Source organism: Candidatus Lokiarchaeum ossiferum (assembly GCA_025839675.1).
GTDB classification, from domain to species: domain Archaea; phylum Asgardarchaeota; class Lokiarchaeia; order Sigyniarchaeales; family Promethearchaeaceae; genus Lokiarchaeum; species Lokiarchaeum ossiferum.
In genome coordinates this window covers 4701138-4722974 of record CP104013.1, presented here as the reverse complement: position 1 = coordinate 4722974, position 21837 = coordinate 4701138, and the positions used below count along the sequence as shown (strand labels likewise).

Genomic DNA, 21837 nt, shown 5'->3' with positions numbered 1-21837 from the left:
AATTTCTTGATCTTACAACTCTTTTTTCATAAAATTTTTGTTGTGAGAGAAATAAATTGTCAGAAACCATAATGAATCATGGTTATTTTGGGTGCCTAAATAAATGGTTAGTAAAAAGAAAAAAGAAGAAGCTGAAGAAGTAGAAGCTCCTTCTGAAGAAGAATCTGAAGTTGTTGAAGACGTTTCCGAAGATGACGAAGTTAAAGAAGACGTTGACCAAGAAACTCTTGATGATGAAGTTGATGACGTCTTAGAAGATGACGATGAAGAAGACGACGGAGACGACGAAGAAGAAAAAGAAGATGAAGACGATGAAAAACCTGAAGCTGTAAAAGAACCTAAGGAAAAAGAAAGTACAGCAGATAAAAAGGGTAAAAAAGGTAAGAAAAAGAGAAAACAACCAAAGATTGATCTCAGTAAATCGCCTAAACTTAAAAAGATCGTCCAAGAAGTTGAACGTATCGACGATGTTGGCGAATTAAAAGCAAAACGTGATGCTCATAATAACGAAACACGGGAATTAATTAATAAGATAAAAAAAATCCAAATTGAAATTTCCAACGTTCGTACTCAAGCTCTTGACTATCGCAATAAACGCGATACCTTAAATAAAAAGGTTCAAGATATTAAAAAATCTAAAAATAACATCTCTGAAAATCTTAATGATTCCCGCAATTCGTTAAAGGATGCTAAATCAGAAGCACGTAAATCTGATGATCCTAAGAAGCGAAAGGGCGTGGGAACCCAAATTAGTCGATTACGGCGACGAATCGATCAATTAGAAAAGAAGATTGAGACTGAAGATTTAGAATTAAAAGAAGAAAATCAAATCGTTGATGAAATTGATAAATTGGAACGACAATTACAAGAATTGTTGAAAGAAAATCAAAAACCAAAACAATTCAAAGATCAAATTGATAACATTCGATCTTACCGTGAAGATTTAAAACAAACCAATGATACCCTTCGAGAAACCGCTGAAGAATCTCAAAATTACCATTTATTATACTTAGATGTTTCCAAAGAAATGGATGAGTTACGAAATGAAAAACGGGGATTACAAAGAGAATTGAACGAAAATCGATATATTGCTGACATCTACCACCAGCGTTTGATTGAATCCAGTCAAAAATTAAATCGACAAAAGCGTATTACCCGAAAAGCTCAATACCAAAACAAGAAGAAAATTAAGAAAGAAATTCACAAGATGACCCTTGAGGACGCTCAAGTTAAAATCAAGAAAGGTGTCAAATTGAATATCTTTGAAGCCCGTGCCTTCTTAGAAGATGCGGCCAATAATAAGAAATAATAATTTTCTTATTCTATTTTTTTATACCTTTTCTTACCCGTTTTATTGAGTAATATCTCTTTGATGAATATAGTATTTTCTTTGTATAATAAAAAAGATAATAAAAAAAAGTTAAACTATTTTAAAATAGACATTCCCGGATATAAGGGAAATTTTGCAGTCAATTCAAGAATATCTTTATGAACATTGGCAGAAACGGTTTTATCACCTTTTGATTTAATAACTTTTGCAATTCCAGCCGCGATTACTTTCATTTCTGATTCTTTCATTCCTCGGGATGTGACTGCTGGAGTCCCCAGCCGCATTCCAGAAGGATTAAAGGGAGTTGAAGGCTCATAAGGCACAGTATTTTTATTCACAGTAATTCCGGCCGCATCTAATGCGTTTTGAATCAATTTACCCTCACCCGTTAACCCATCGGGACGCATGTCAATTAAGATTAAATGATTATCGGTTCCATTAGATACTAATTTTATGTCTAAAGCCATCAATTCTTCCGCCAAGGCTTTGGCATTTTTCACAACTTGGGTTGCATAAGTTTTAAATTCTGGTTTTAAAGCTTCGTTAAATGCTACAGCTTTTGCAGCATTCACGTTGTCATGAGGACCCCCTTGCAATCCAGGAAACACCGCCGAATCAATTAATTGAGCAAGATTTTTCTTAGAATTTGCATGATATAAATCATGAAGACGATCTTCTGTCTTGCACATAATTATAGCTCCACGTGGACCACGTAAACTTTTGTGGGTGGTAGTAGTCACAACATCGGCATAAGGAATAGGACTTTGATGAACACCTCCTGCGACTAATCCCGCAATATGAGAAATATCTGCCATGTGATATGCATCAACTTCTTCTGCTATTTCTTGAAATGCCTTAAAATCAATTTTTCGAGGATAGGCTGTCAATCCAGAAATAATCATTTTTGGTTTTTCTTTTATTGCGATTTTACGGACAACTTCCATATCCAACATTTCAGTTTTGGGATCTACATCATAACTCACACAAGTATAATTCTTGCCTGAGAAATTTACATGGCTTCCATGGGTTAAATGCCCTCCGGATGTCAAATTAAATCCCAAGAATTTATCCTTCAAATTTAATAAAGCAAAATAGACGGCTTGATTCGCAGGTGATCCAGAGTATGGTTGCACATTAGCATGTTCACACCCGAATAATTTTTTTGCACGTTCTATGGCGAGTGTTTCCAATTCATCAACAATCTCGTTACCTCCATAATATCTTTTATGAGGGTATCCTTCACTATATTTGTTTGTGAACACACTTCCAGCTGCTTGCATAACAGATCGATAAGTATAATTCTCGGAAGGGATTAATTCAACACCTTCTTCTTGACGTTTCAATTCCCGCAAAATCATATCAGATATTTTGGGATCGCTAGTTTCTATGTCATTCATTAAATTCATAAAAATGCACTCTCTAGCATTAATTTCATACCGCTTTATTTAAATACTTTCTGCAATGAAACCAATGGCAATCAAAGAATGGAAAAGCGGGAAAAAATGCCCATGGTCCATTCCTTAAGGCAACGATTTTGTTAAAATTATATTTTAAATTTGATACTCTCAAAGATCATTTCTTTCTTGATGGAGCCAAAAATGAATAAATGAAATAAGGGGTAGTTTAGAAAAAGACAAGAGAAAAAAAATTAATTCTCATATTTTGCGATAACTTTTTGGGTAATTTGAATATTGCTTAATTGATCTTCAAATTCATCCACTTTTTCAAGAAATACTTCAACAGCTTTGGCAAAAATTTCTTTTAAGGGTACTGCACCCGAACCTTCAACGGTAAACACAAATTTATTTGGTACATAGTTCACTTTAACCGCACCAGGTGGGCAATATTTTTCACAAGATCCAGTAAAATCTGGACCTTGCCAATAATTTTCAGGTAAGACCAATTTTCCATCAACTTTTTGGAATAATTGCGTGTGATCTTTTTTAATTACTTCATCAATTTCTTCTTCTGAGGAAAATAACGAATTATCAATCACAACATCAGGATAATATTTGTATCCGATGGAGCAAACAGGTTGGAATTTAGCGTGTTCTTTACCACGTCCAAGTTGAGCATAGGCTTCAAATACCAAAGAAGATTTCTTTCCTAACTTTCCGATTATAAAATCACCATTGACAGGATGAATCTTTGGATCCATTGATTCTAAATCACCAGAATATACAGTCCGTTCACCGTTGTCAGCATGAACTTCAGCCATAAGTTGGGCTTGACACAAAGTGCACCCTTGACCGCCGCAGGAACATTCTTCAGGTAGATTATAATTTTTTAAATCTGATGTGATGGGGATTAATCCTAACCGATGAGCAATCATCTCATCATAAAGAACACTATCATTTTCAATAAAAAGGACTTCTGTAATCGCCATACTTGGAACGTCAGTTAAAACTATCCTGCGAAAGGCATTTGCAAGCTCGACACCAACACCATCTAACACAAAACGAACAATATCTAAGTTTTTATTTTGAATTCTTTCAAAAACGTCAATTTTCACGGGGATCAACTCGGTGGGAATAACTATAAAAAAAAATAAGGATTCTATCTTAACGATAGGATTTTTGGAAACGTTTTCGGGCTTTTCGTCCACCCCAATGTTTAGTTTCAACTTGTCGGGAATCACCAGAAAGCATACTTCGATCATATGCCTTGATGTTTTTCACAACGGTTTTCTTCTTTAAGAATTGAGTAATAGCTCGACTCAAAGCAATTCGAGCAGCATCAATTTGACCTAAAGCGCCACCGCCTTCAACTTTAACATCGATATTAACAGTAGCTAATTTTTCATCGTGGACGATAATTAATAATTCTTCAATTTTCATTCGAGCGAGATCAGGAGTTAATTTATTCACTGGAATCCCATTGATTCGAATAACTCCAGTACCTTCACGAACAGTTGCTCGTGCAATCGCTCTTTTACGTTTTCCACTTGTTTGAATGATTTTCATGATTTTCACCTAATATCTCCTATGCGGATTGTCCAGGACCACGTTTTCGGGTCCAGCCCATATTATTACATACATCTTCAACTGTAATATATTTAGATCGGAGACGTTCTGCCGATGCATTTGCAAAAACAATTGGTTCTTGATTAGCATATTTTTCAGCTTTTACTACTGGAATTGCTGTAATATACACATGTAATCGTTTTAAAGCTTCATGACCACGAGCATTCTTTGGGAGCATAGCTTTAACTTTTTGTCGTAAGAAAGTATCTGGTCGGCTTGAATGGAATGGTCCTCTTCGAGGATTGGATAAATTTCTTATATGTCGCAAATGAACATATTTTTCAAGAATTTCATTACGTCTACCGCTGATAACAACATCTTTGGCGTTTGTAATCAAAACATGCTCGCCTAACAAAACAAGTTTTGCAACTTGAGAGCATAATCGACCCATGATTAAATCAGAACCATCTAATATTTTCCAATTAATTTTATCTGCCATTTTTTTCACCCTATACAATTATTTTAACTCCACTACCAGAAGGATTTTGCTTGAGCAAATCTTCAATAGAGATTCGTTTACTTCCAGACTCTTCCAACTTTTTCGCAGCTGAGGATGAGATGGCGTAGCAAGCAACGGTGATTGCCTTGGTCATATTACCAACAGACAAGACTTTTCCTGGAATGACAACAACGTCATCCTTGGATGTTGCAAGATTTAATTTCGCCAAGTTAACCTCGACTCGATTTTTCTGGGGAGCCATAAGTCGTTTAGAAACATCACGCCAAATTCGGCGTTTAGTTTGCCATAACTTGCGAGCTAACATGCGTTTTTGCACATTGCTCGGCCCTGTAACTTTATTAGTCATTTGAAAAACCTATATATTTTAATAAATATATAAGATGAAAAAATCACCATCATTTTAATTTTTTTTGATTTTATGGCATTTTTGGGAAAAATAGCCAATGAAATTCCAGATTCACAAAGATTCATCCACAATTTATTGGAAAAATAACAAGTCATTTTTGTCTGGGTAAATCTCCTAGAGGTTGAAAAAGTTCCAATATATTTATATTTTCCATTTACAAAATGAAGAGTAGTATCTAATAGAAAAATATTAAGTTGAGATCAAAAAATGTCGGAAGAAGAAAAAGATGAATATGATGAAGAATTGGACGATGAAAATTTCACCGATCTTGATGAGGTAAAAGATTCATTACAAGAACTTGAAATTGGCTCGGAAGAAGATGAATCATTAAATATGGATGATTTTTCACCAGAAGATATTGATGGAGAAAAAGAAGCAATCCAAATGAGTCGTGAATGGTATAAACGCATAGAAATTGATCTATGGAAAACGCAAATGCATACCGCCACAATGGGTATTCGACAACAAGACCAATATCGAGCTCAAAGCCGTCAATTTACTGCAAGTATGGAAGTAAAAGGTGATATCACCTTTTTTGGGTATTCTCCAGAAGATTTAACAAAACCTTTAAAGGAACGAAAGCGGGAAAAGAAAATACTAGAATATAAAGAAGTCTTGGGCATTAACAAATCATTTTGGGATCCAAGTGATGAAAATTCGATAATTGTAAAACAGGCTCAAAAATTAAGCCAAGACTATGATCCTGATAAGTATGCAAAATTGCTAAGAAGATTAGTCATTAAAACCTTCTCGGAATTAAAACGCGACAAAAAGAAAAAAGGGCATGCTGGAAGATGGCGAGGAACACTTGAAGAGAGTATAATAAATAGTACAAATGGAATGATGGGAGAAAATAGAGGAAAAGCCAGGCCCTTCTTCTTTATTAACCTTCCAGGCTATAATTATCGGGTAGGTTTAATGCGCACTCATACAATTATCGGGGATAGGTATATGTTTACAATCCCAAATCCAAAAACGGGAGAACTAACCACTTTCAGAATAAAAGGAAGGAGATTTACACCAGGTAAAGATTTCTTTGTTTATAATTCAGAAACAAATCAAAGAGTTGCAGAAATCGATGATCGCAAGTTAAATATTGGTGGAAAAATTACAATTCGATTCCGCGGGGAAAAGGAGTTTGAAGAATTAAATCGATCCGTAGTCTTTCGAAGAATTCTTATCTTGTTTGGAATTTTAATCAAATTCTTAGATGATCTTGATACAAAATACAAACATATCTATAAGGCACTTAAGAAAAAGGGAAAATACTTAAAATTAATTCGGAAAGCGGAAAAGAAGGAGGATCAAGCTAAAATTGATGCAGTTAAAATGAAATATGAAAAAATTCAGAAAGAATGCAAAATGATTAAAAGCGTAGTTGTCACAAATAGTGAATTGACTCTCCATTACAACCCAAGAAGGATTCGAACTTAAAAAATTTTTTTTTTATTACTATTTTCTCCTAATTATTAAATTCACATATAAAATCAGCAAGATAAGTGGTAAATGAATTAAATTTTTCTTGCAAACTAGACACAACCTTTATTTCTGAAGACGTCCGGGCGTACAAACCAGCCACAACAAGGGATTTTGCAATACTTAAATTATTAACGTTTTCTTGTTTGAATCCAATTATTTGTTGAGGACCTTGTAAAAAAACGGAATCTTGAGTAATAGCATATTGTACCCCCATAGATTGTAATATTTTTAAAAGATCTTCAATAATTTTCCGTTCTTCATCTGAAATTTTTTTCAAATTGTAAAACCGAGAATCATAATTACAAAATACTCCAATCACTATTAAGATCGGAAGAAACTTTGAGTAAATATTACAATCAATCTGCAGGCCATCTAAAAAAGTACCTCCGCTTAGGGAGAATTCTCCCGAATGAGCATTATCTATAAATTCCACACCCATTTTTTTTATTAATTGAAGAAATTCTTTTTCTTTTGAAGAATTTGGAATGAATTCAAGAGAAAATGTTACTTTTTCTGAGAAGGGATAAAGAGCAAAAATAGCAATTATTGCATCAAAAAATTCTCGAGGAATATTATTTTCAATCTTCATTTTACAAAATGAATTCAAGGGTAAAATTTTCATATAAGATAAATCCTAAATATTTTCTTTGGGTGTTCATATAATTCAATTGTGGAGCATATTTAAGCATGTCAAAAATTATGCGGTACAGTCGAGATTATAAAAAAAAGGATACTATTATCACAGTAAAAAATGTGAAAATTGGTGGAAAATTTTTCGCAATTGCAGCAGGACCTTGTGCAGTCGAGAATCGAGATCAGTACTTCGAAACAGCAATCGCTGTTAAAAAATCTGGTGCAAATTTAATTCGCGGATCAGCGTACAAACCGCGAACATCCCCATATTCCTTCCAAGGTTTAGGACAAGAAGCTTTAACAATAATTAGAGATTTAGGGGAAGAACTAAAAATCCCAACAATTACAGAAGTAATGGATCCTCGAGATGTCAAAACGACATCTCAGCATGCCGATATTCTGCAGGTTGGGGCACGTAACATGCAAAATTTTGAATTACTCAAAGAATTGGCAAAGATCAACAACCCCATAATATTGAAAAGAGGTATGTCTGCAACAATTGAAGAATGGTTGAACTCTGCAGAGTATTTGATGACTGAAGGGAATGAAAACATCATCTTGTGTGAACGAGGTATCAGAACTTTTGAAACAATAACCAGAAATACTTTGGATTTATCAATTATTCCTTTGATCAAAATGAGAACGCACCTCCCTATAATTGTAGATCCGAGCCATGCAACAGGGAATCGAGAATTAATCACCCCAGCGTGCAAAGCTGCAATAGCAAGCAATTCAGATGGATTAATTATTGAAGTACACCAAAATCCAGAGGTGGCAATGAGTGATGGACCTCAATCACTTGATATAGCACAATTTTCGGAGTTGATTAATCAGATTAAACCTATCTTAGAAGTTGAGCGAAAAATTATTACTGGCACTACCTTAAATTTATCAGAAATTCGCCACCAAATTTCTTGCGTGGATGAAGATATCATTGATTTATTAGCAACAAGAATGAGTTTAGTGCCTTCTCTAATTGAATTCAAAAGAGAAAATCAAATTCCAATTTATCAACCGGAAAGAGAAAAAGAAATTTTAACCAAATATGCAAATTTGGCACAGAAATACACATTGAATCCCGCTTTAGTTCAAAAAATCTTTGATCTCATAATAACAGAGATGAGAGAATTACAAAAAAAAGAGAGGGTTTAAAAGAATGAATTAAATGTTGGTTGCAATTTTTAAGATCATTTCTGCAGCTGCATCATTAAATGATTCCATACCATCAATGCTTTCTGCACATACAATATGAAACTCTTTAACGGTAATTTTACGCTTAGCAAAGAAAGCAACAATTTCAGTTTTCATGTTTTCTATTGTTTTTTCCCGATCCGCTTCTGGTACCAAATCATATTTATTAAAACACACAAATATTCCTTTTGGGAAAAAGCGGACATCTCGGAAGAATTGGAACTGATCTTTAATTGGACGGCTACAATCAAATACCGCAATGATTTGTTTCGCAATCCGTGAAATCGTAATGACACCCATGCGAACAACGGCCCTACCTCTGTCTCCACCAGGAGCAAACAATGTATGATTTCTCTTCAATTCATTCTCTCGAAATACTACCCGGTTTGGATGAATTGTTTTGGTTTCTTTAACACCAGTTTCTGGATCAAGGACGGCTTCACCAGAAAAGTCTGTTTTCACGACCGTACAACTTTTTCCACCTTTGACATCAGATATTTTTTTAGTTTTCAAATATTTTACAAATAATCGCAGTATAGTGGTTTTTCCAACTGAAACTGCACCTAATAAGCCTAAATTTGTCATTTTTATCCTTCTCCTTCATCAATTTCTTCAATTTCTAATAATTTATTTAAGAAAGTTTCATAATCATCAACTAAATATTGTTCTAAAACAGAAGTATTATGACATGAAATTAAAACCCCTAATAAATCTTTCAAGTTATCAACTTCTTCATTTATGAAACGAACAATATTCTCTGTTGTTGGTTCATCATCAAAGGTTTTCGGCGTTTTTCCAAAGCCGAAATTCTTCGTTGGAGGCAACTGATTAAAATACCCAAAAGCAGAATTTCCTTCAAAATTAAAATAAACGAAGAAACGACTCTTTAAATTCGATACAAAATTAGATAGAAAAACAGAACCATACAATTCCCCTAAGAAAATGTCTTCATCTTGCCTAAGAGTATAATATGGAGCGATAGGAGATTTCAGCCCTGGAGGAAACATTTCTGCAGGAGGTAAACTCACAAAAGGTAATTTTTCTTCAATAATTGCCCATAAATCATCTCGTTCTTCTTTTACTAATATATCTTTGATCTCATCATAAGCAAATGCAAAGTCTGCTTGAAATGAGATTAGCGATGATAGATAAACGGACAAACATGCGAAAGTTGCATCCAATAGAGGTTTTTTTTTCGAGCTTGATGGTTTTATCGCCCCTCTCCAAGAACGGAGGGCTGAATATGCCCATCCACGGGTATCATAAAACTGACCACTGAGGAGAATGAAATTTAAATCTTGCTCATCAGTACCAAGCAATTCCTTCGCCTTATTCATCAAAGCAGTCTCAACTTTTTCATCATTGAATCGAGAATGGATTTTGGGAAAGACTAAAATTGCTTCCTTTTTTTTTGTTTTCTTCACCATTACTTTTCACTTGTTACTATATTTTCCACTAGGCTTAAATGCCTAAAAATTTTCGGTTATAATTTTTTTTTCCAGATATTTATTTTGGAAATTGATTTTTAAATATCTCATTGATACTCTCAACAATATATTCAAAGCTTTCGAAATTTGAGATATTGGATAGTGTGATTGAATCTAAGTATTCTTCTGAATCGTAAATATTTTTTGTAATATTAGGAGTTAAATCATGTTCAATTTTTTTTAGAGAAACCAAATGGGGTTTAACAAATTCATTTATATAAATTTCTTGATTTATTTTCGAAATTCCAGGATTAGGAAAGCGAATAAACACAGAATTATTTTGAAATTGCAAAACGGTTAACAATTCTTTGGATGGAGAAAAAATTTTTTGAGTGTATTCTAAATTTTGAAATTGAGATTGATGATCACTCGCAGCAGTTTCTGCATCTATCAAATTTGCAGCAGAAATAAAAGATCCATCCGAAATTAAATAATCAATCATATCACACTGTTTAGTTAAAGATCCAATTTCATTTTCAATTAACTGAATTTGTTCTGTTTTTGTCTGAACCATTTTTTTAAGAGATTCTTTCAAATTGAACAGAACTTTGATCTCTTTTTCTTGCATTATATTTACCATGAATGAGATAATTAAAAAAGATTGGGTAGTGTTGAGTTATTGATTTTATTTAATTTTTAACTTTTCAATTTCAGTTTCTTAGCTTTTGCACTTGAAGCAGGTTCTGGATTAACTTCTTCGAGCGTTTTAATCAATGCAGGAACCTCATCTTCCATTAAGGCTTCTTGGAATTGTAAATACATTTCAAAATCGGCAATAAATAGTCCTTTGCGCTTCTTTGGAGTTCCAGTTAGTTTATTAATAGGATTAACTTCAACCATTAATCGAGAAGAACGTGTTTTTGTACCAGGAATTTTAACGACAAAAACTCCAGGTATATCAGTTTCCAATTTTTCCCAATCTTTTCCATTTTCTAAGTGTTCTTTTAGTGCTTCTATCATATTTTAAATCACATTTTTTTTAAATATATTTTCAAAGTATCTTATGTGTTACGCGGTATATAATAATTTTGTAACGTGTACGGGCAAGGGGTTGGAAATTTTTTAAAATTTTATGAAAAACTACTAATCGATAAAAATCTTTCTAAAATTAGAGAATTATGAAAATGTTAACTGTTTACATACCTGAAGCTTATATTGAAACGCTTGATTTATTAGTAAATGAAAAATTGTTCCCCAACAGAAGCGAAGCTATTCGTACTGCAGTTAGAGATTTAATACGTAATGAAATTCAACTCAAAAAATTGATTGAAAATAGGAAAAATAAAGGGGAAAACTAAAAAAATTTGAAAAAATTGAATTATTTCTGAAATTTTTTGCGAGCTTCTCTTCTCCTACGCTTTCTTTCATCAATAATTGCTCTTCTTCGTTCTTCATCAGTTAAATATTGAGATATTTTTGGAGATTCCGATCTATCGGATGAATTTTTCTTTTGTAACGCTTTTTCCGCTTTCAATTTCCACCTCAACAATTCTTGCTCCACAGTTCTCGCTTCTCTCGCCCTTCCAATCTGGACAAGCATTTCGTGAGCTTCTTCAGCCAAATTAATTCCTTTATCATAGGATAATTGTTTTATTTGATATGTAGCTTGTTTTATTAATTTATTTGCTTTTTCTTCACTTGGTTTAGATTGTTCAGATTCCAATTCTTTCAGATACAATTTTTCTTCAATTTTCAATTGGTCTTGAAATGATTGGAGTAACTTTAAGGATTTAACCCACCCAAATTCTTGAACCAGATGAATGATCGTCTTAATTTCGGTTTGGGCAGCGGAAAAATCGTTTCTATTCTTCCATTTAATAACTTGCGTTAAAGAATTCATTATGTGAAACTCCTTTTCAAGTTTTTCGTTCATCAAAAGTTCATTAACATCAATTAATGGAGATTGAATAGAATTATATATACCAATAAACCTTTTTTTGGTAGTTTTTGCTTCACGATCCCATCCAATAGTCTTGAAATTAAATAGAGCATAGTGAAAATAATGTAAACCAAGATATTTTTTACGAGACTCGCTTGAATTCTCAGCTAATTCTAACATGCGATATGCATTATCACCCATTTCTTTTTGACGAGCGATCTCAATCTGTCTTTCCATAGATTGCTGCTCAGCGAGTTCTTCTTGTGATTTTCTTTTTCTTTCTTGTTGAGCCATCATCTCTTCAAATTCTTTCCTTTCAGCCTCCAACTTTTCATTCTGGATTTTTTTAAGGCGAAGATTTTCTTCATAAGTTTTTTTCTTTGATTTAACTTCATTAATGATGCTTTTTACTTGTTGATGTTTTAACGGCCAAGAAATTTTATCAAATAATTTTAAAGCTTTTTGATAGATTTCAAGTGATTTTTCAAAATTATTACTTTGTGCAAGATTTCCAGCATCTGCAATTAAAGTAATAATTTCATCTTGAATTTGCTCTCTTTCCTCCCTTTCTACTTCTTCTTGCAAAAATCTTTTTTGTTCTTCAAGCTTTTGTCGTTCCGACTCTTCTTTAGCAGCTAAAATCAATTTTTCCAATCTCGCTTCTTCTTCCTTTCTTTCCTGAATAGACTTGAGTTTTAACATTTCTTGCTTCTTAAATTCTTCAAAATCTTGTTCTACCTTAAGAATAGTATCTTTTGTTAGTCTAATCCCGTCAAAATAGTCAATTGAAGCATATTTTTCAATCACTGTATTATAAATTTTTAATGCTGCTTCAATTTTCTGATCAGTCACGAAAACGCGTGCTTTTTCTAGAAGTTCCAGGCATTCGTCATGAATTTGCTTATTATGCATTTCTTTATTAATTTCTTCTTGTAAAGCTTTCTGTCGCTCTTGTAATTTTTTTGCTTCTAGCTTTTGGGATAATTCGATTCGTTTTTGAAATTCAATTTCAGCTTGTTTTCGTTTATCTTCAGCATCAATTCTCTTTCTAGTTTCTTCTTCTTTTAATTTTTTATTTTGGATTTCTTGGCTCAATTTCGCAAGTTGCTCTATTTCTTCGATTTCTTTTTGTTGTTTAAAGTAAGCTTCTTTATTTTTCTGCTCTTCTAATTGTTTTTGAAGCTTTCGTTCCCGAAAATGAGATATTTGCATCAAAACTTTCTCTTCTTCTGCAAACCAATGAATATTACGAAAAATTTCTTGAGCTTCCTTGAATTTTTCTATTGCTTGATCAAAAAGATTATGTTCATTAGCAAGCAAATTTCCCCTATCCATTAATTCAAAAGCAATATCACTTTGTTCTTTTTTATATTGGTTTTCCTTTTCTATTTGAAGTTCTGCAGCTTTTTGTTTAGCTTTAGTTGCTTCAGCAATTTCTTTGGCCAGCTTAGCTCTTCGTTCGAGCATTTCAGATTCTTCTTTGGTCTTTGCAACTCTCAGCATTTCCAACTTTCTATAACTTTTATCTGCAGCTAATTTTTGTTGATAAGTATTCACACCATCAAATAATCGAGCAGCTTCCTCGCCCCAACCAATATCACGCAATTTTGACGCATTTTCTTGATATATATTTATAGCTTTTTGATAAGGACAATCATATGGGATTCTATCCGGTTGATTTTCATATTGTTTTACTTGATTTTCGATTTCATCAATTTCCAAAAAAACTTTTTGAGCTAAAGACTCTTTTTGTTTTTTACTCTCCAATTCTCGGAATCTTTGCTCTTCTTCTATCTTTTCTCGTTCTTCTTTCAATTTTTTAGATAAATTTACACGTTGTTCAATTAAAGCAGCATCTTCTTGAATTTTCTCAATTCGTTTTTTCTCGAGTTGGCGAAAAGTATTGTCTTTAATCAATTTTTCACGATATAGCTCAACCCCATCTAACAACCTAGTTGATTCTTCAATCCACCCAATCTCTTGCAATTTCCTTGAACCATATTGATACTTTTCTATTGCAATAGAGTAGGGACATTCAATCGAAAAGATATCAACATTGTTTTCATAATTCTTGACAATTTCTTCAATTTCATCAATTTGTCTAAAAATTTCATTTGCAATAGTAGTTTGATTATCAAGTTTTGCCTTTTCTGCTTCTCTTTCCTTAATTATACGTTGTTCTTTTTCCTGTTGTAATTTTTTGGAGATAGCTGCTCTTTTTTCTAACATCTCGGCATCTTTCTTCGTCTTTACGATTCTTTTTGCATCATTTAAACGAAATTGCTTATCTTTTGCAAGTTTCTCTCGATAAGTATTCATTCCATCATACAATCGTAAAGATTGTTCAAGCCAACCCAAATCTTTCAACCGATTTGCGCTCTTTTTATAAACATTTATGGCTTCAGAGTATGGACATTCATATGGGATAATATCCTCTAAGGATTCATATTTTTTTATAACAGCTTCAATTTTATCGATTTCATTAAAAACACTTTCACCTAGTAATTTCTCTCTTCTGGCTTTTTCTCTTAATTCTTGTTCATGACGCAATTTTTGCTGCTTTTTTTCTAATTCTAGTTGATGGGATAAAAGGGAGCGTTTTTCCAGCAATTCGGTATCTTTTTGGGTCTTTAGCACTTTCATTGCTTCAGACTCTCTATATTGTTGATCTTTGGTTAACTTTTCGCGGTAAGTATTCATTCCATCATAAAGACGTTGAGATTGCTCCGTCCAACCGAGTTCCTTCAAGCGGTTCGCACCCACCTTATAAATTTCAATGGCTTGCGTATATGGGCATTCATAGGAAATGCGATCAGCATGATTTTCATATAGTTTAATTGTAGACTCAATCGTATCAATGGAATTAAACACTTCATCCGCAATAGCTTGTTCTTGTTGGGCTTTCAATTCTTCTTTTTGACGTTGGGACAGGAGTTTTTGTTGTTTTTCTTCCTGTAATTGTTTGGAAAGAGCCGCCCGTTTTTCTAACATTTCCGCTTCTTCTTTGGTTTTTGCAATACGATTGGCTTCGGATTCTCTATATTGTTGATCTTTGGTTAATTTTTCGCGATATGTATTCATTCCATCATAAAGACGCAGAGATTGCTCCGTCCAACCGATTTCCTTCAAGCGGTTCGCACCCGCCTTATAAATTTCAATGGCTTGAGCATATGGACACTCATAGGGAATGCGATCAGCATGATTTTCATATAGCTTAATTGTAGACTCAATCGTATCAATGAATTTAAACACTTCATCCGCGATAGCTTGCTCTTGTTGAGCTTTCAATTCCTCTTCTTGACGTTGGGACAGGAGTTTTTGTTGTTTTTCTTCCTGCAATTGTTTGGAAAGAGCCGCCCGTTTTTCTAACATTTCCGCTTCTTCTTTGGTTTTTGCAATACGATTGGCCTCGGATTCTCTATATTGTTGATCTTTGGTTAATTTTTCGCGATATGTATTCATTCCATCATAAAGACGCTGAGATTGCTCCGTCCAACCGAGTTCCTTTAAACGGTTCGCACCCGCCTTATAAATTTCAATGGCTTGGGCATATGGACACTCATAGGGAATGCGATCAGCACGATTTTCATATAGCTTAATTGTAGACTCAATCGCATCAATGGATTTAAACACTTCATCCGCAATAGCTTGTTCTTGTTGGGCTTTCAATTCTTCTTTTTGACGTTGGGACAGGAGTTTTTGTTGTTTTTCTTCCTGTAATTGTTTGGAAAGAGCCGCCCGTTTTTCTAACATTTCCGCTTCTTCTTTGGTTTTTGCAATACGATTGGCTTCGGACTCTCTATATTGTTGATCCTTGGTCAATTTTTCCCGGTAAGTATTCATTCCATCATAAAGACGCTGAGATTGCTCCTTCCAACCGAGTTCCTTCAAACGGTTCGCACCCGCCTTATAAATTTCAATGGCTTGGGCATATGGACACTCATAGGGAATGCGATCAGCACGATTTTCATATAGCTTAATTGTAGACTCAATCGTATCAATGGATTTAAACACTTCATCCGCGATAGCTTGCTCTTGTTGAGCTTTCAATTCCTCTTCTTGACGTTGGGACAAGAGTTTTTGTTGTTTTTCTTCCTGTAATTGTTTGGAAAGAGCCGCCCGTTTTTCTAACATTTCCGCTTCTTCTTTGGTTTTTGCAATACGATTGGCTTCGGATTCTCTATATTGTTGATCTTTGGTTAATTTTTCGCGATATGTATTCATTCCATCATAAAGACGTTGAGATTGCTCCGTCCAACCGAGTTCCTTTAAACGGTTCGCACCCGCCTTATATATTTCAATGGCTTGGGCATATGGACACTCATAGGGAATGCGATCAGCACGATTTTCATATAGCTTAATTGTAGACTCAATCGCATCAATGGATTTAAACACTTCATCCGCGATAGCTTGCTCTTGTTGAGCTTTCAATTCTTCTTCTTGACGTTGGGACAGGAGTTTTTGTTGTTTTTCTTCTTGTAATTTTTTGGAAAGAGCCGCTCGTTTTTCTAACATTTCTGCTTCTTCTTTGGTTTTTGCAATACGATTGGCTTCGGACTCTCTATATTGTTGATCCTTGGTCAATTTTTCCCGGTAAGTATTCATTCCATCATAAAGACGCTGAGATTGCTCCGTCCAACCGAGTTCCTTCAAACGGTTCGCACCCGCCTTATAAATTTCAACGGCTTGGGCATATGGACACTCATAGGGAATGCGATCAGCACGATTTTCATATAGCTTAATTGTAGACTCAATCGCATCAATGGATTTAAACACTTCATCCGCGATTGCTTGTTCTTGTTGGGCTTTCAATTCTTCTTTTTGACGTTGGGACAAGAGTTTTTGTTGTTTTTCTTCCTGTAATTGTTTGGAAAGAGTCGCCCGTTTTTCTAACATTTCCGCTTCTTCTTTGGTTTTTGCAATACGATTGGCTTCGGATTCTCTATATTGTTGATCTTTGGTTAATTTTTCGCGATATGTATTCATTCCATCATAAAGACGTTGAGATTGCTCCGTCCAACCGAGTTCCTTTAAACGGTTCGCACCCGCCTTATAAATTTCAATGGCTTGGGCATATGGACACTCATAGGGAATGCGATCAGCACGATTTTCATATAGCTTAATTGTAGACTCAATCGTATCAATGGATTTCAATACTTCATCCGCGATAGCTTGCTCTTGTTGAGCTTTCAATTCTTCTTCTTGACGTTTAGAAGCTATTTTTTGTTGTCTTTCCTGTTGCAATAACTTAGAAGTTTTAATTTTTTTATTGATATAATCTTGATCTGCTTTGGATTTAGATATTTTTCTTTCTTCAATAACTCTGAGTTTTTGATCTCTTACCATTTTTTCCTTATATAAAGAGATACCCTCAAAAAATCGATTTGCTTGATTTGTCCAGCCAAGATTCTTTGCTTTTTTGTAATTTTGGGAGTAAATTTCAATAATTTGTGGATATGGGCACTCAGTAGAAAGTATATTTCCAGATTTAACTTGCTTAAGGTATTCATCACCAATTTTTTCCCATTTTGAAATTTCATCATACATTTCATCTGAAAGTTGATTTTCAAAAGATTGTTTCTTTGTTTTTTCTTCATTTATTGAGTTCTTCTTTTGATCTTCCAAAATTTTTTTTTCTCGTTCTGAATCAATAATTTTATTTTCCTGTTGAATAGATTTTTGGAGAGTCTCAACATTTCGTTTTTCCTTGAGAAGTTTCACATCATATTCATTTTTTCTATTTTTCGTGTCTGAAATTAATTCTTTAGTACGCATAATTTCTGCGGACCAATGTATTTCAGTAAATATTCTTAGCGCTTCTTGAAAAGCATTCAATCCTTCCCCAAACTGGTTTTGAGAAACAAATTTAGAGCCAATTTCTAATTGATTATAAGCTTTTTCGGATTGTTGGGATTCAAATTCCTTCTTCTGTTTTAACTGATCTAATTTCAATTGTTTATTTTGTTGTTGTTTATCAAATACCCTTTTTTGAGCAGCGACTAATTTATTTTCATCATCTTGCTGTTTCTTGAGATTTTCTTCGATTTTTTTTTGTTTTTCTTCAAGAAATCGTCTTTTTTTTACATTAAAATGCACATCAGAAATCATTTGAGATATTTGCGATTCTCTTTCAGCCCAATCTAATGCAATCGCAAGCTTTTTTGCTTTATCGAATAATGCAAGTCCTTCTGAAATTTTTTCTTGTTGAATCAATTTGTCAGCATCAATAATTAGTTGATTTACTTCTTCCCGTGTTTTCAGCATCGATTAGTCACCCTTTATCAAAAAAGGAGTTTCATATTCATAATTATCTTAGATTTATAATAAATTGAAAAAATATTGTTAATTTGCTAAAGATGATAAATATTCATCTACAATTTGAGCGCCTTGAGGAGTTAGTTTCCATCCCTTATCAGCTCGAAGAGAATAGCCAAGTTCGATTCCTTTTTCGAGAAAAGTAATCATTTGAGTATCTTTCATTTTGCGTTTGAAATCAACTCGAAGACAGAAATGAATTTCATCCATTGGAGCAGCTCCGCAAAATTCGTCCTCCATAACACCTAGAGCAGCAAGAACACTGTATAAATCATTTTCCTTCGTTCCTTTCTTCTGGCCTCGTTTCTTAAACATATTACTCACTTTTTATTGTATACCCATTAATATATATATCTTTAGATATCTTGTGTACCCTATTAATATATACATATCTTAGATAAGTGAATGAAATGGTAAAAAAAAAACATTGCGATAAACATTATCGGTTTGTGGCAAATTGCTCTGAATGTCAAGCTTTAAATGCTGAAACCGAAGATGATTCAGATAGAAAACGCTTGTATGATGATGTAAACATAGAAGATTTTAATTACGAAGATTTCTCAAATTCAAAAAATGATACCCCACCACGTCGACCGGAAATTCCAAATATTGAAAATGGTCCATCCTACCATGATGCACCATCACGACCAAATCGGTTTACCTATACTCGATCAAATTCGCCTAATTTCAAAAAAAAACTCTACATCGTAGGGATTATTGCAGTAGTTATTATTTTGATAAGTATTTTCTATATATACCCCGTGTGGCATGCTAAAATTAATCTCCAAAACCAACTCTATGACACTAAAAGCGGACTTAATTATTGGGAAATTTTTACATTAAATGGGTGGAGCACCAACTTTTTCTTCAATAAAATAGGATTAATCGGAGCGATATTGGGATCACTAATTATGAGTATTCCACCAGACGATTCGTTAATCACAATTGTCGGTCAAAAATTCGGATGGGGAAAACCTTCCAAAGTGAAGACTTTAATCATATGGTGGACGATAGGGTTTGTATTTTTCTTCATTATTGGTCAAGCCATGGGAAGTGGTTATTTTGATTTAGTCATGAAAATGATAGATGAAGGAACAATTGAGGGTAATTTGGGTTCATTCTTGACTGCATTAAATGCGATCTCAAATCCTGCATCCGTATCACAATTGGATATCTTTTTATATGCAGCGGTAACCTTACCAATATTAAGATTTGTTCTTGGGGTAATAATTTTCCGACTTATTTCAACCATTGTATATTATGCTTATTTAGTAAAAGATGAGTTTCAAATAGCAGCAAATGCGAGTTTTATCATTGCAATATTTTTCATACTGAGTTTAATCGACAGACCATTACAAGCACAAAATGGTATTGATTTAACTCAAGTTTGGAGTATTTATTTGGGAATATTTAGCTTTCTTGGTCTTGGAATAGCCTTTTTAGTTTATGGAAGGAAACAAAATCAACTCAAAATTCATCAATTCAGTCGAAATATCCAAAAAAAGACCATTATGGCAGCAGTTTTAACTATTTTTATCATCTTAATCCCAGTATTTATCAGTATCCCAAAAACTATTGGATTGTCAACTCCCGAAACGTGGACCGAAGAAGTTTGGGATATTAAAGATGGAAAACAGATAGAATGGACACGAGCAGCAGCAGGTATTACCATTGGGGACAATGATCTGTTTATGACTTATTCAATTGATAACTATCCCCAAAATGTAATTGAAGAAGATAATACAATCCTTGACGTTATTCGGCAGCATGATAAAATAAATTCGGCAAAAAAGATTAAGCCGTTGATAACCAATTCTTTCCAAACGATGGCTGATAGTGATATTGTTTTTGTACAAGGTAAGGGTGAATTCTGGGTAGCCCCAAAAACTTTACAAACAAAAAAGTTGTTAGAATCAAATGTTAACCAACATACGGAAATCTATGATCATGTAGAAGGATTTATAGCTTTAGATACTTCCACAGGAAAAATTTTGCAAGATAGTCAAGATTACCAAGATATTTTTGGAGTTGGTAATGATCACCCCATTTTCTTTGGTGAGAAAGAGGAGGATACATCATATTTAGAAGGGACAACAAACACAGACTTTTATTCAGTCCCACTTTCAATTGATGCATATGATAATGATATCTTATTAAACACCGGATGGGAAAGTAACGAATCAATGAAATATAAGTACGAAGGAGACCCAGATGGGACAATTACTGGTTTAGAAGCTTTATGGTTTACTGCAAATATGGGATTAACAAAAAATGCTTTTGACGGTGAAGATAAATCCTTTTTAATAAACAGAAATATACGAACGCGAGTTGAATCCATTTTGATGCCTGGTCTAAAGATTGATGATGATCCATATTTAGTGTTTGATAGAAATAATAGCAAAATGTTTTATGCTGTTTCAATCTATACGGAAATATTTATGGGGGCGTATACTGATTCATTTTTACACCGTTTCTTAGGTACAGTATTGATTGATGTTCAAACGGGCGAATTGTCATGGTATCGAAACCCAGGACTCCCCGCAGGTTCAGAAGATCCACTTTCCAGTATTTGGGGTGTATATATGAGCATTTACCAGTTTGAGGTCGCAGAAGATTGGCTTTTAGATCAATTAAGATATCCCGAGTCTTTATGGGAAAAACAACTGGTTATAGATTATAAATATCACGTTACAAATAAGGAAACATGGAAGCTTAAGTCTGATTTCTATAAACGGCCTGAAAATGGAGATGTCTTCTATATTGAAACAGACTTAGGAGAAGGATTAGAGTTTGTAGGAGTTGATATTGTGGAATATGATCAAGTTGATTCAGTTAAATTAGCGGGACTGTATATCATTCGTCAGGGAAATCACTTTGGAGAAACAATATTTTATAAAACCCAGAGTTCAAATAATATAATTGGGCCAACTACAGCCATGGGTGAGCTTGGAAATCAAGCAACGAATGAAATTTTCACAATTCAGAATGAACGATATGGAAATATCTTATTATATCCATTGGCATCATCATTATATTACTACATCCCAGTATATTCTCAAGATGGTAATTTGGAATCTCTTTCTTTGGCAGGTTTAGTAAATGCATTTACACAAGACGCATATTATGGACCTACCTTAACTGAAGCGTACAATGAACTGAAAATTGATCTACAACTAAATGATACAACCACTGAAACAAATATAACTGGTTTGATGCTTGAAGTAGAGGAATATGATGAATTTCAGTACAGTCCGACAAGTTGGGCAGAAATTCGAACTTATTTCGAATACTTCACTACAAATGACAGCCTTCCACAGAAAAATTTAATGCTCAATTTATCTGTCCGAACCGATGTTGATATTGATGTTAAAGTATTCAACAGTATAAAACCAGGATATCAGTACAATTTTACCGAGAATATTGTCGCGTGGAATCATACATTAGGAGTTTGGAACGACACAACCGCAATATTCCCAGGAGAAGGACGAATGATAACTCTAAAACTTAATCCATCAGAATCCTTAAACGGTCCATCTTTATCCATTTATATTAAGTTTGATCTTATTGATTTGGATTCAGGGGATATCATATCGAACGGATGGAATATTTTAACATTTGTAAATCCAGATTAAAT

At 33.8% G+C, this 21837-nt stretch carries 17 protein-coding genes; 5 read left to right on the top strand and 12 right to left on the bottom strand.

The features are described 5' to 3' along the window. Nucleotides 1-103 precede the first annotated feature (103 nt). Nucleotides 104-1309: a DUF7121 family protein gene (locus tag NEF87_RS20285; protein WP_371803304.1), complete on the top strand. Its 1206-nt coding sequence runs from the start codon at nt 104-106 to the stop codon at nt 1307-1309. 116 nt (nt 1310-1425) lie between these two features. Here NEF87_RS20285 and NEF87_RS20280 read toward each other — a convergent pair whose 3' ends face one another. The 5 genes from NEF87_RS20280 to NEF87_RS20260 form a co-directional block, all read right to left on the bottom strand. Continuing rightward, nucleotides 1426-2727 (bottom strand): serine hydroxymethyltransferase, encoded by a 1302-nt coding sequence (locus NEF87_RS20280; protein WP_457917251.1) that lies wholly within the window; start codon nt 2725-2727, stop codon nt 1426-1428. Nucleotides 2728-2978: 251 nt separating this feature from the next. Next, nucleotides 2979-3842, bottom strand: coding sequence for a DNA-directed RNA polymerase subunit D (locus tag NEF87_RS20275; protein WP_371803302.1), 864 nt, complete (start codon nt 3840-3842; stop codon nt 2979-2981). Nucleotides 3843-3891: 49 nt separating this feature from the next. Next, a complete protein-coding gene (locus NEF87_RS20270) occupies nt 3892-4293 on the bottom strand; it encodes a 30S ribosomal protein S9 (protein WP_371803301.1) in 402 nt (133 codons plus the stop codon). A 19-nt stretch (nt 4294-4312) separates the two neighbouring features. Continuing rightward, nucleotides 4313-4792: a 50S ribosomal protein L13 gene (gene rplM, locus NEF87_RS20265; RefSeq protein ID WP_371803300.1), complete on the bottom strand. Its 480-nt coding sequence runs from the start codon at nt 4790-4792 to the stop codon at nt 4313-4315. Nucleotides 4793-4802: 10 nt separating this feature from the next. Beyond that, nucleotides 4803-5159 carry a 50S ribosomal protein L18e gene (locus NEF87_RS20260; RefSeq protein WP_371803299.1) on the bottom strand — a complete coding sequence of 119 codons (357 nt, stop codon included), beginning with the start codon at nt 5157-5159 and terminating at the stop codon, nt 4803-4805. Nucleotides 5160-5426: 267 nt separating this feature from the next. Between NEF87_RS20260 and NEF87_RS20255 the strand changes: the two genes are divergently transcribed. Continuing rightward, entirely contained in the window at nt 5427-6653 is a 1227-nt protein-coding gene (locus NEF87_RS20255) for a hypothetical protein (protein ID WP_371803298.1), read from the top strand. A gap of 28 nt (nt 6654-6681) precedes the next feature. Here the strand turns inward: NEF87_RS20255 and NEF87_RS20250 are convergent, their stop codons facing one another. Then, the gene (locus tag NEF87_RS20250) at nt 6682-7287 is read right to left on the bottom strand and encodes a hypothetical protein (RefSeq protein ID WP_457917250.1); all 606 of its coding nucleotides are present in this window, start codon (nt 7285-7287) and stop codon (nt 6682-6684) included. Nucleotides 7288-7385: 98 nt separating this feature from the next. On the opposite strand from NEF87_RS20250, the gene NEF87_RS20245 reads away from it, so the two are divergent. Continuing rightward, nucleotides 7386-8483 (top strand): bifunctional 3-deoxy-7-phosphoheptulonate synthase/chorismate mutase, encoded by a 1098-nt coding sequence (locus NEF87_RS20245; RefSeq protein WP_371803296.1) that lies wholly within the window; start codon nt 7386-7388, stop codon nt 8481-8483. A gap of 9 nt (nt 8484-8492) precedes the next feature. Here the strand turns inward: NEF87_RS20245 and NEF87_RS20240 are convergent, their stop codons facing one another. From NEF87_RS20240 to NEF87_RS20225, 4 genes are all read right to left on the bottom strand, one after another. Next, nucleotides 8493-9107 carry a P-loop NTPase family protein gene (locus NEF87_RS20240; RefSeq protein WP_371803295.1) on the bottom strand — a complete coding sequence of 205 codons (615 nt, stop codon included), beginning with the start codon at nt 9105-9107 and terminating at the stop codon, nt 8493-8495. Between the two features lie 2 nt (nt 9108-9109). Continuing rightward, nucleotides 9110-9949: a hypothetical protein gene (locus tag NEF87_RS20235; protein WP_371803294.1), complete on the bottom strand. Its 840-nt coding sequence runs from the start codon at nt 9947-9949 to the stop codon at nt 9110-9112. Between the two features lie 79 nt (nt 9950-10028). Further along, complete coding sequence (locus NEF87_RS20230) at nt 10029-10577, bottom strand: hypothetical protein (RefSeq protein WP_371803293.1); 549 nt, start codon at nt 10575-10577, stop codon at nt 10029-10031. A 68-nt stretch (nt 10578-10645) separates the two neighbouring features. Beyond that, nucleotides 10646-10969, bottom strand: coding sequence for a hypothetical protein (locus NEF87_RS20225; RefSeq protein ID WP_371803292.1), 324 nt, complete (start codon nt 10967-10969; stop codon nt 10646-10648). A gap of 164 nt (nt 10970-11133) precedes the next feature. On the opposite strand from NEF87_RS20225, the gene NEF87_RS20220 reads away from it, so the two are divergent. Next, entirely contained in the window at nt 11134-11307 is a 174-nt protein-coding gene (locus tag NEF87_RS20220; protein ID WP_457917249.1) for a ribbon-helix-helix domain-containing protein, read from the top strand. Between the two features lie 20 nt (nt 11308-11327). Here NEF87_RS20220 and NEF87_RS20215 read toward each other — a convergent pair whose 3' ends face one another. Together NEF87_RS20215 and NEF87_RS20210 are read right to left on the bottom strand one after the other, a co-directional pair. Then, a complete protein-coding gene (locus NEF87_RS20215; RefSeq protein WP_457917248.1) occupies nt 11328-18152 on the bottom strand; it encodes a hypothetical protein in 6825 nt (2274 codons plus the stop codon). Between the two features lie 78 nt (nt 18153-18230). Then, a complete protein-coding gene (locus NEF87_RS20210; RefSeq protein ID WP_371803289.1) occupies nt 18231-18518 on the bottom strand; it encodes a hypothetical protein in 288 nt (95 codons plus the stop codon). A gap of 95 nt (nt 18519-18613) precedes the next feature. On the opposite strand from NEF87_RS20210, the gene NEF87_RS20205 reads away from it, so the two are divergent. Then, the gene (locus NEF87_RS20205) at nt 18614-21835 is read left to right on the top strand and encodes a UPF0182 family protein (protein WP_457917247.1); all 3222 of its coding nucleotides are present in this window, start codon (nt 18614-18616) and stop codon (nt 21833-21835) included. Nucleotides 21836-21837: the final 2 nt, after the last annotated feature.

What these genes read in the sequence shown, in the direction of transcription:
- NEF87_RS20285 (WP_371803304.1), top strand. Translation starts at nt 104, where the DNA reads ATGGTTAGTAAAAAGAAAAAAGAAGAAGCTGAAGAAGTAGAAGCTCCT.
- NEF87_RS20280 (WP_457917251.1), bottom strand. Translation starts at nt 2,727, where the DNA reads ATGAATGACATAGAAACTAGCGATCCCAAAATATCTGATATGATTTTG.
- NEF87_RS20230 (WP_371803293.1), bottom strand. Translation starts at nt 10,577, where the DNA reads ATGCAAGAAAAAGAGATCAAAGTTCTGTTCAATTTGAAAGAATCTCTT.
- NEF87_RS20225 (WP_371803292.1), bottom strand. Translation starts at nt 10,969, where the DNA reads ATGATAGAAGCACTAAAAGAACACTTAGAAAATGGAAAAGATTGGGAA.
- rplM (WP_371803300.1), bottom strand. Translation starts at nt 4,792, where the DNA reads ATGGCAGATAAAATTAATTGGAAAATATTAGATGGTTCTGATTTAATC.
- NEF87_RS20220 (WP_457917249.1), top strand. Translation starts at nt 11,134, where the DNA reads ATGTTAACTGTTTACATACCTGAAGCTTATATTGAAACGCTTGATTTA.
- NEF87_RS20260 (WP_371803299.1), bottom strand. Translation starts at nt 5,159, where the DNA reads ATGACTAATAAAGTTACAGGGCCGAGCAATGTGCAAAAACGCATGTTA.
- NEF87_RS20210 (WP_371803289.1), bottom strand. Translation starts at nt 18,518, where the DNA reads ATGTTTAAGAAACGAGGCCAGAAGAAAGGAACGAAGGAAAATGATTTA.
- NEF87_RS20235 (WP_371803294.1), bottom strand. Translation starts at nt 9,949, where the DNA reads ATGGTGAAGAAAACAAAAAAAAAGGAAGCAATTTTAGTCTTTCCCAAA.
- NEF87_RS20215 (WP_457917248.1), bottom strand. Translation starts at nt 18,152, where the DNA reads ATGCTGAAAACACGGGAAGAAGTAAATCAACTAATTATTGATGCTGAC.
- NEF87_RS20240 (WP_371803295.1), bottom strand. Translation starts at nt 9,107, where the DNA reads ATGACAAATTTAGGCTTATTAGGTGCAGTTTCAGTTGGAAAAACCACT.
- NEF87_RS20205 (WP_457917247.1), top strand. Translation starts at nt 18,614, where the DNA reads ATGGTAAAAAAAAAACATTGCGATAAACATTATCGGTTTGTGGCAAAT.
- NEF87_RS20245 (WP_371803296.1), top strand. Translation starts at nt 7,386, where the DNA reads ATGTCAAAAATTATGCGGTACAGTCGAGATTATAAAAAAAAGGATACT.
- NEF87_RS20270 (WP_371803301.1), bottom strand. Translation starts at nt 4,293, where the DNA reads ATGAAAATCATTCAAACAAGTGGAAAACGTAAAAGAGCGATTGCACGA.
- NEF87_RS20255 (WP_371803298.1), top strand. Translation starts at nt 5,427, where the DNA reads ATGTCGGAAGAAGAAAAAGATGAATATGATGAAGAATTGGACGATGAA.
- NEF87_RS20250 (WP_457917250.1), bottom strand. Translation starts at nt 7,287, where the DNA reads ATGAAGATTGAAAATAATATTCCTCGAGAATTTTTTGATGCAATAATT.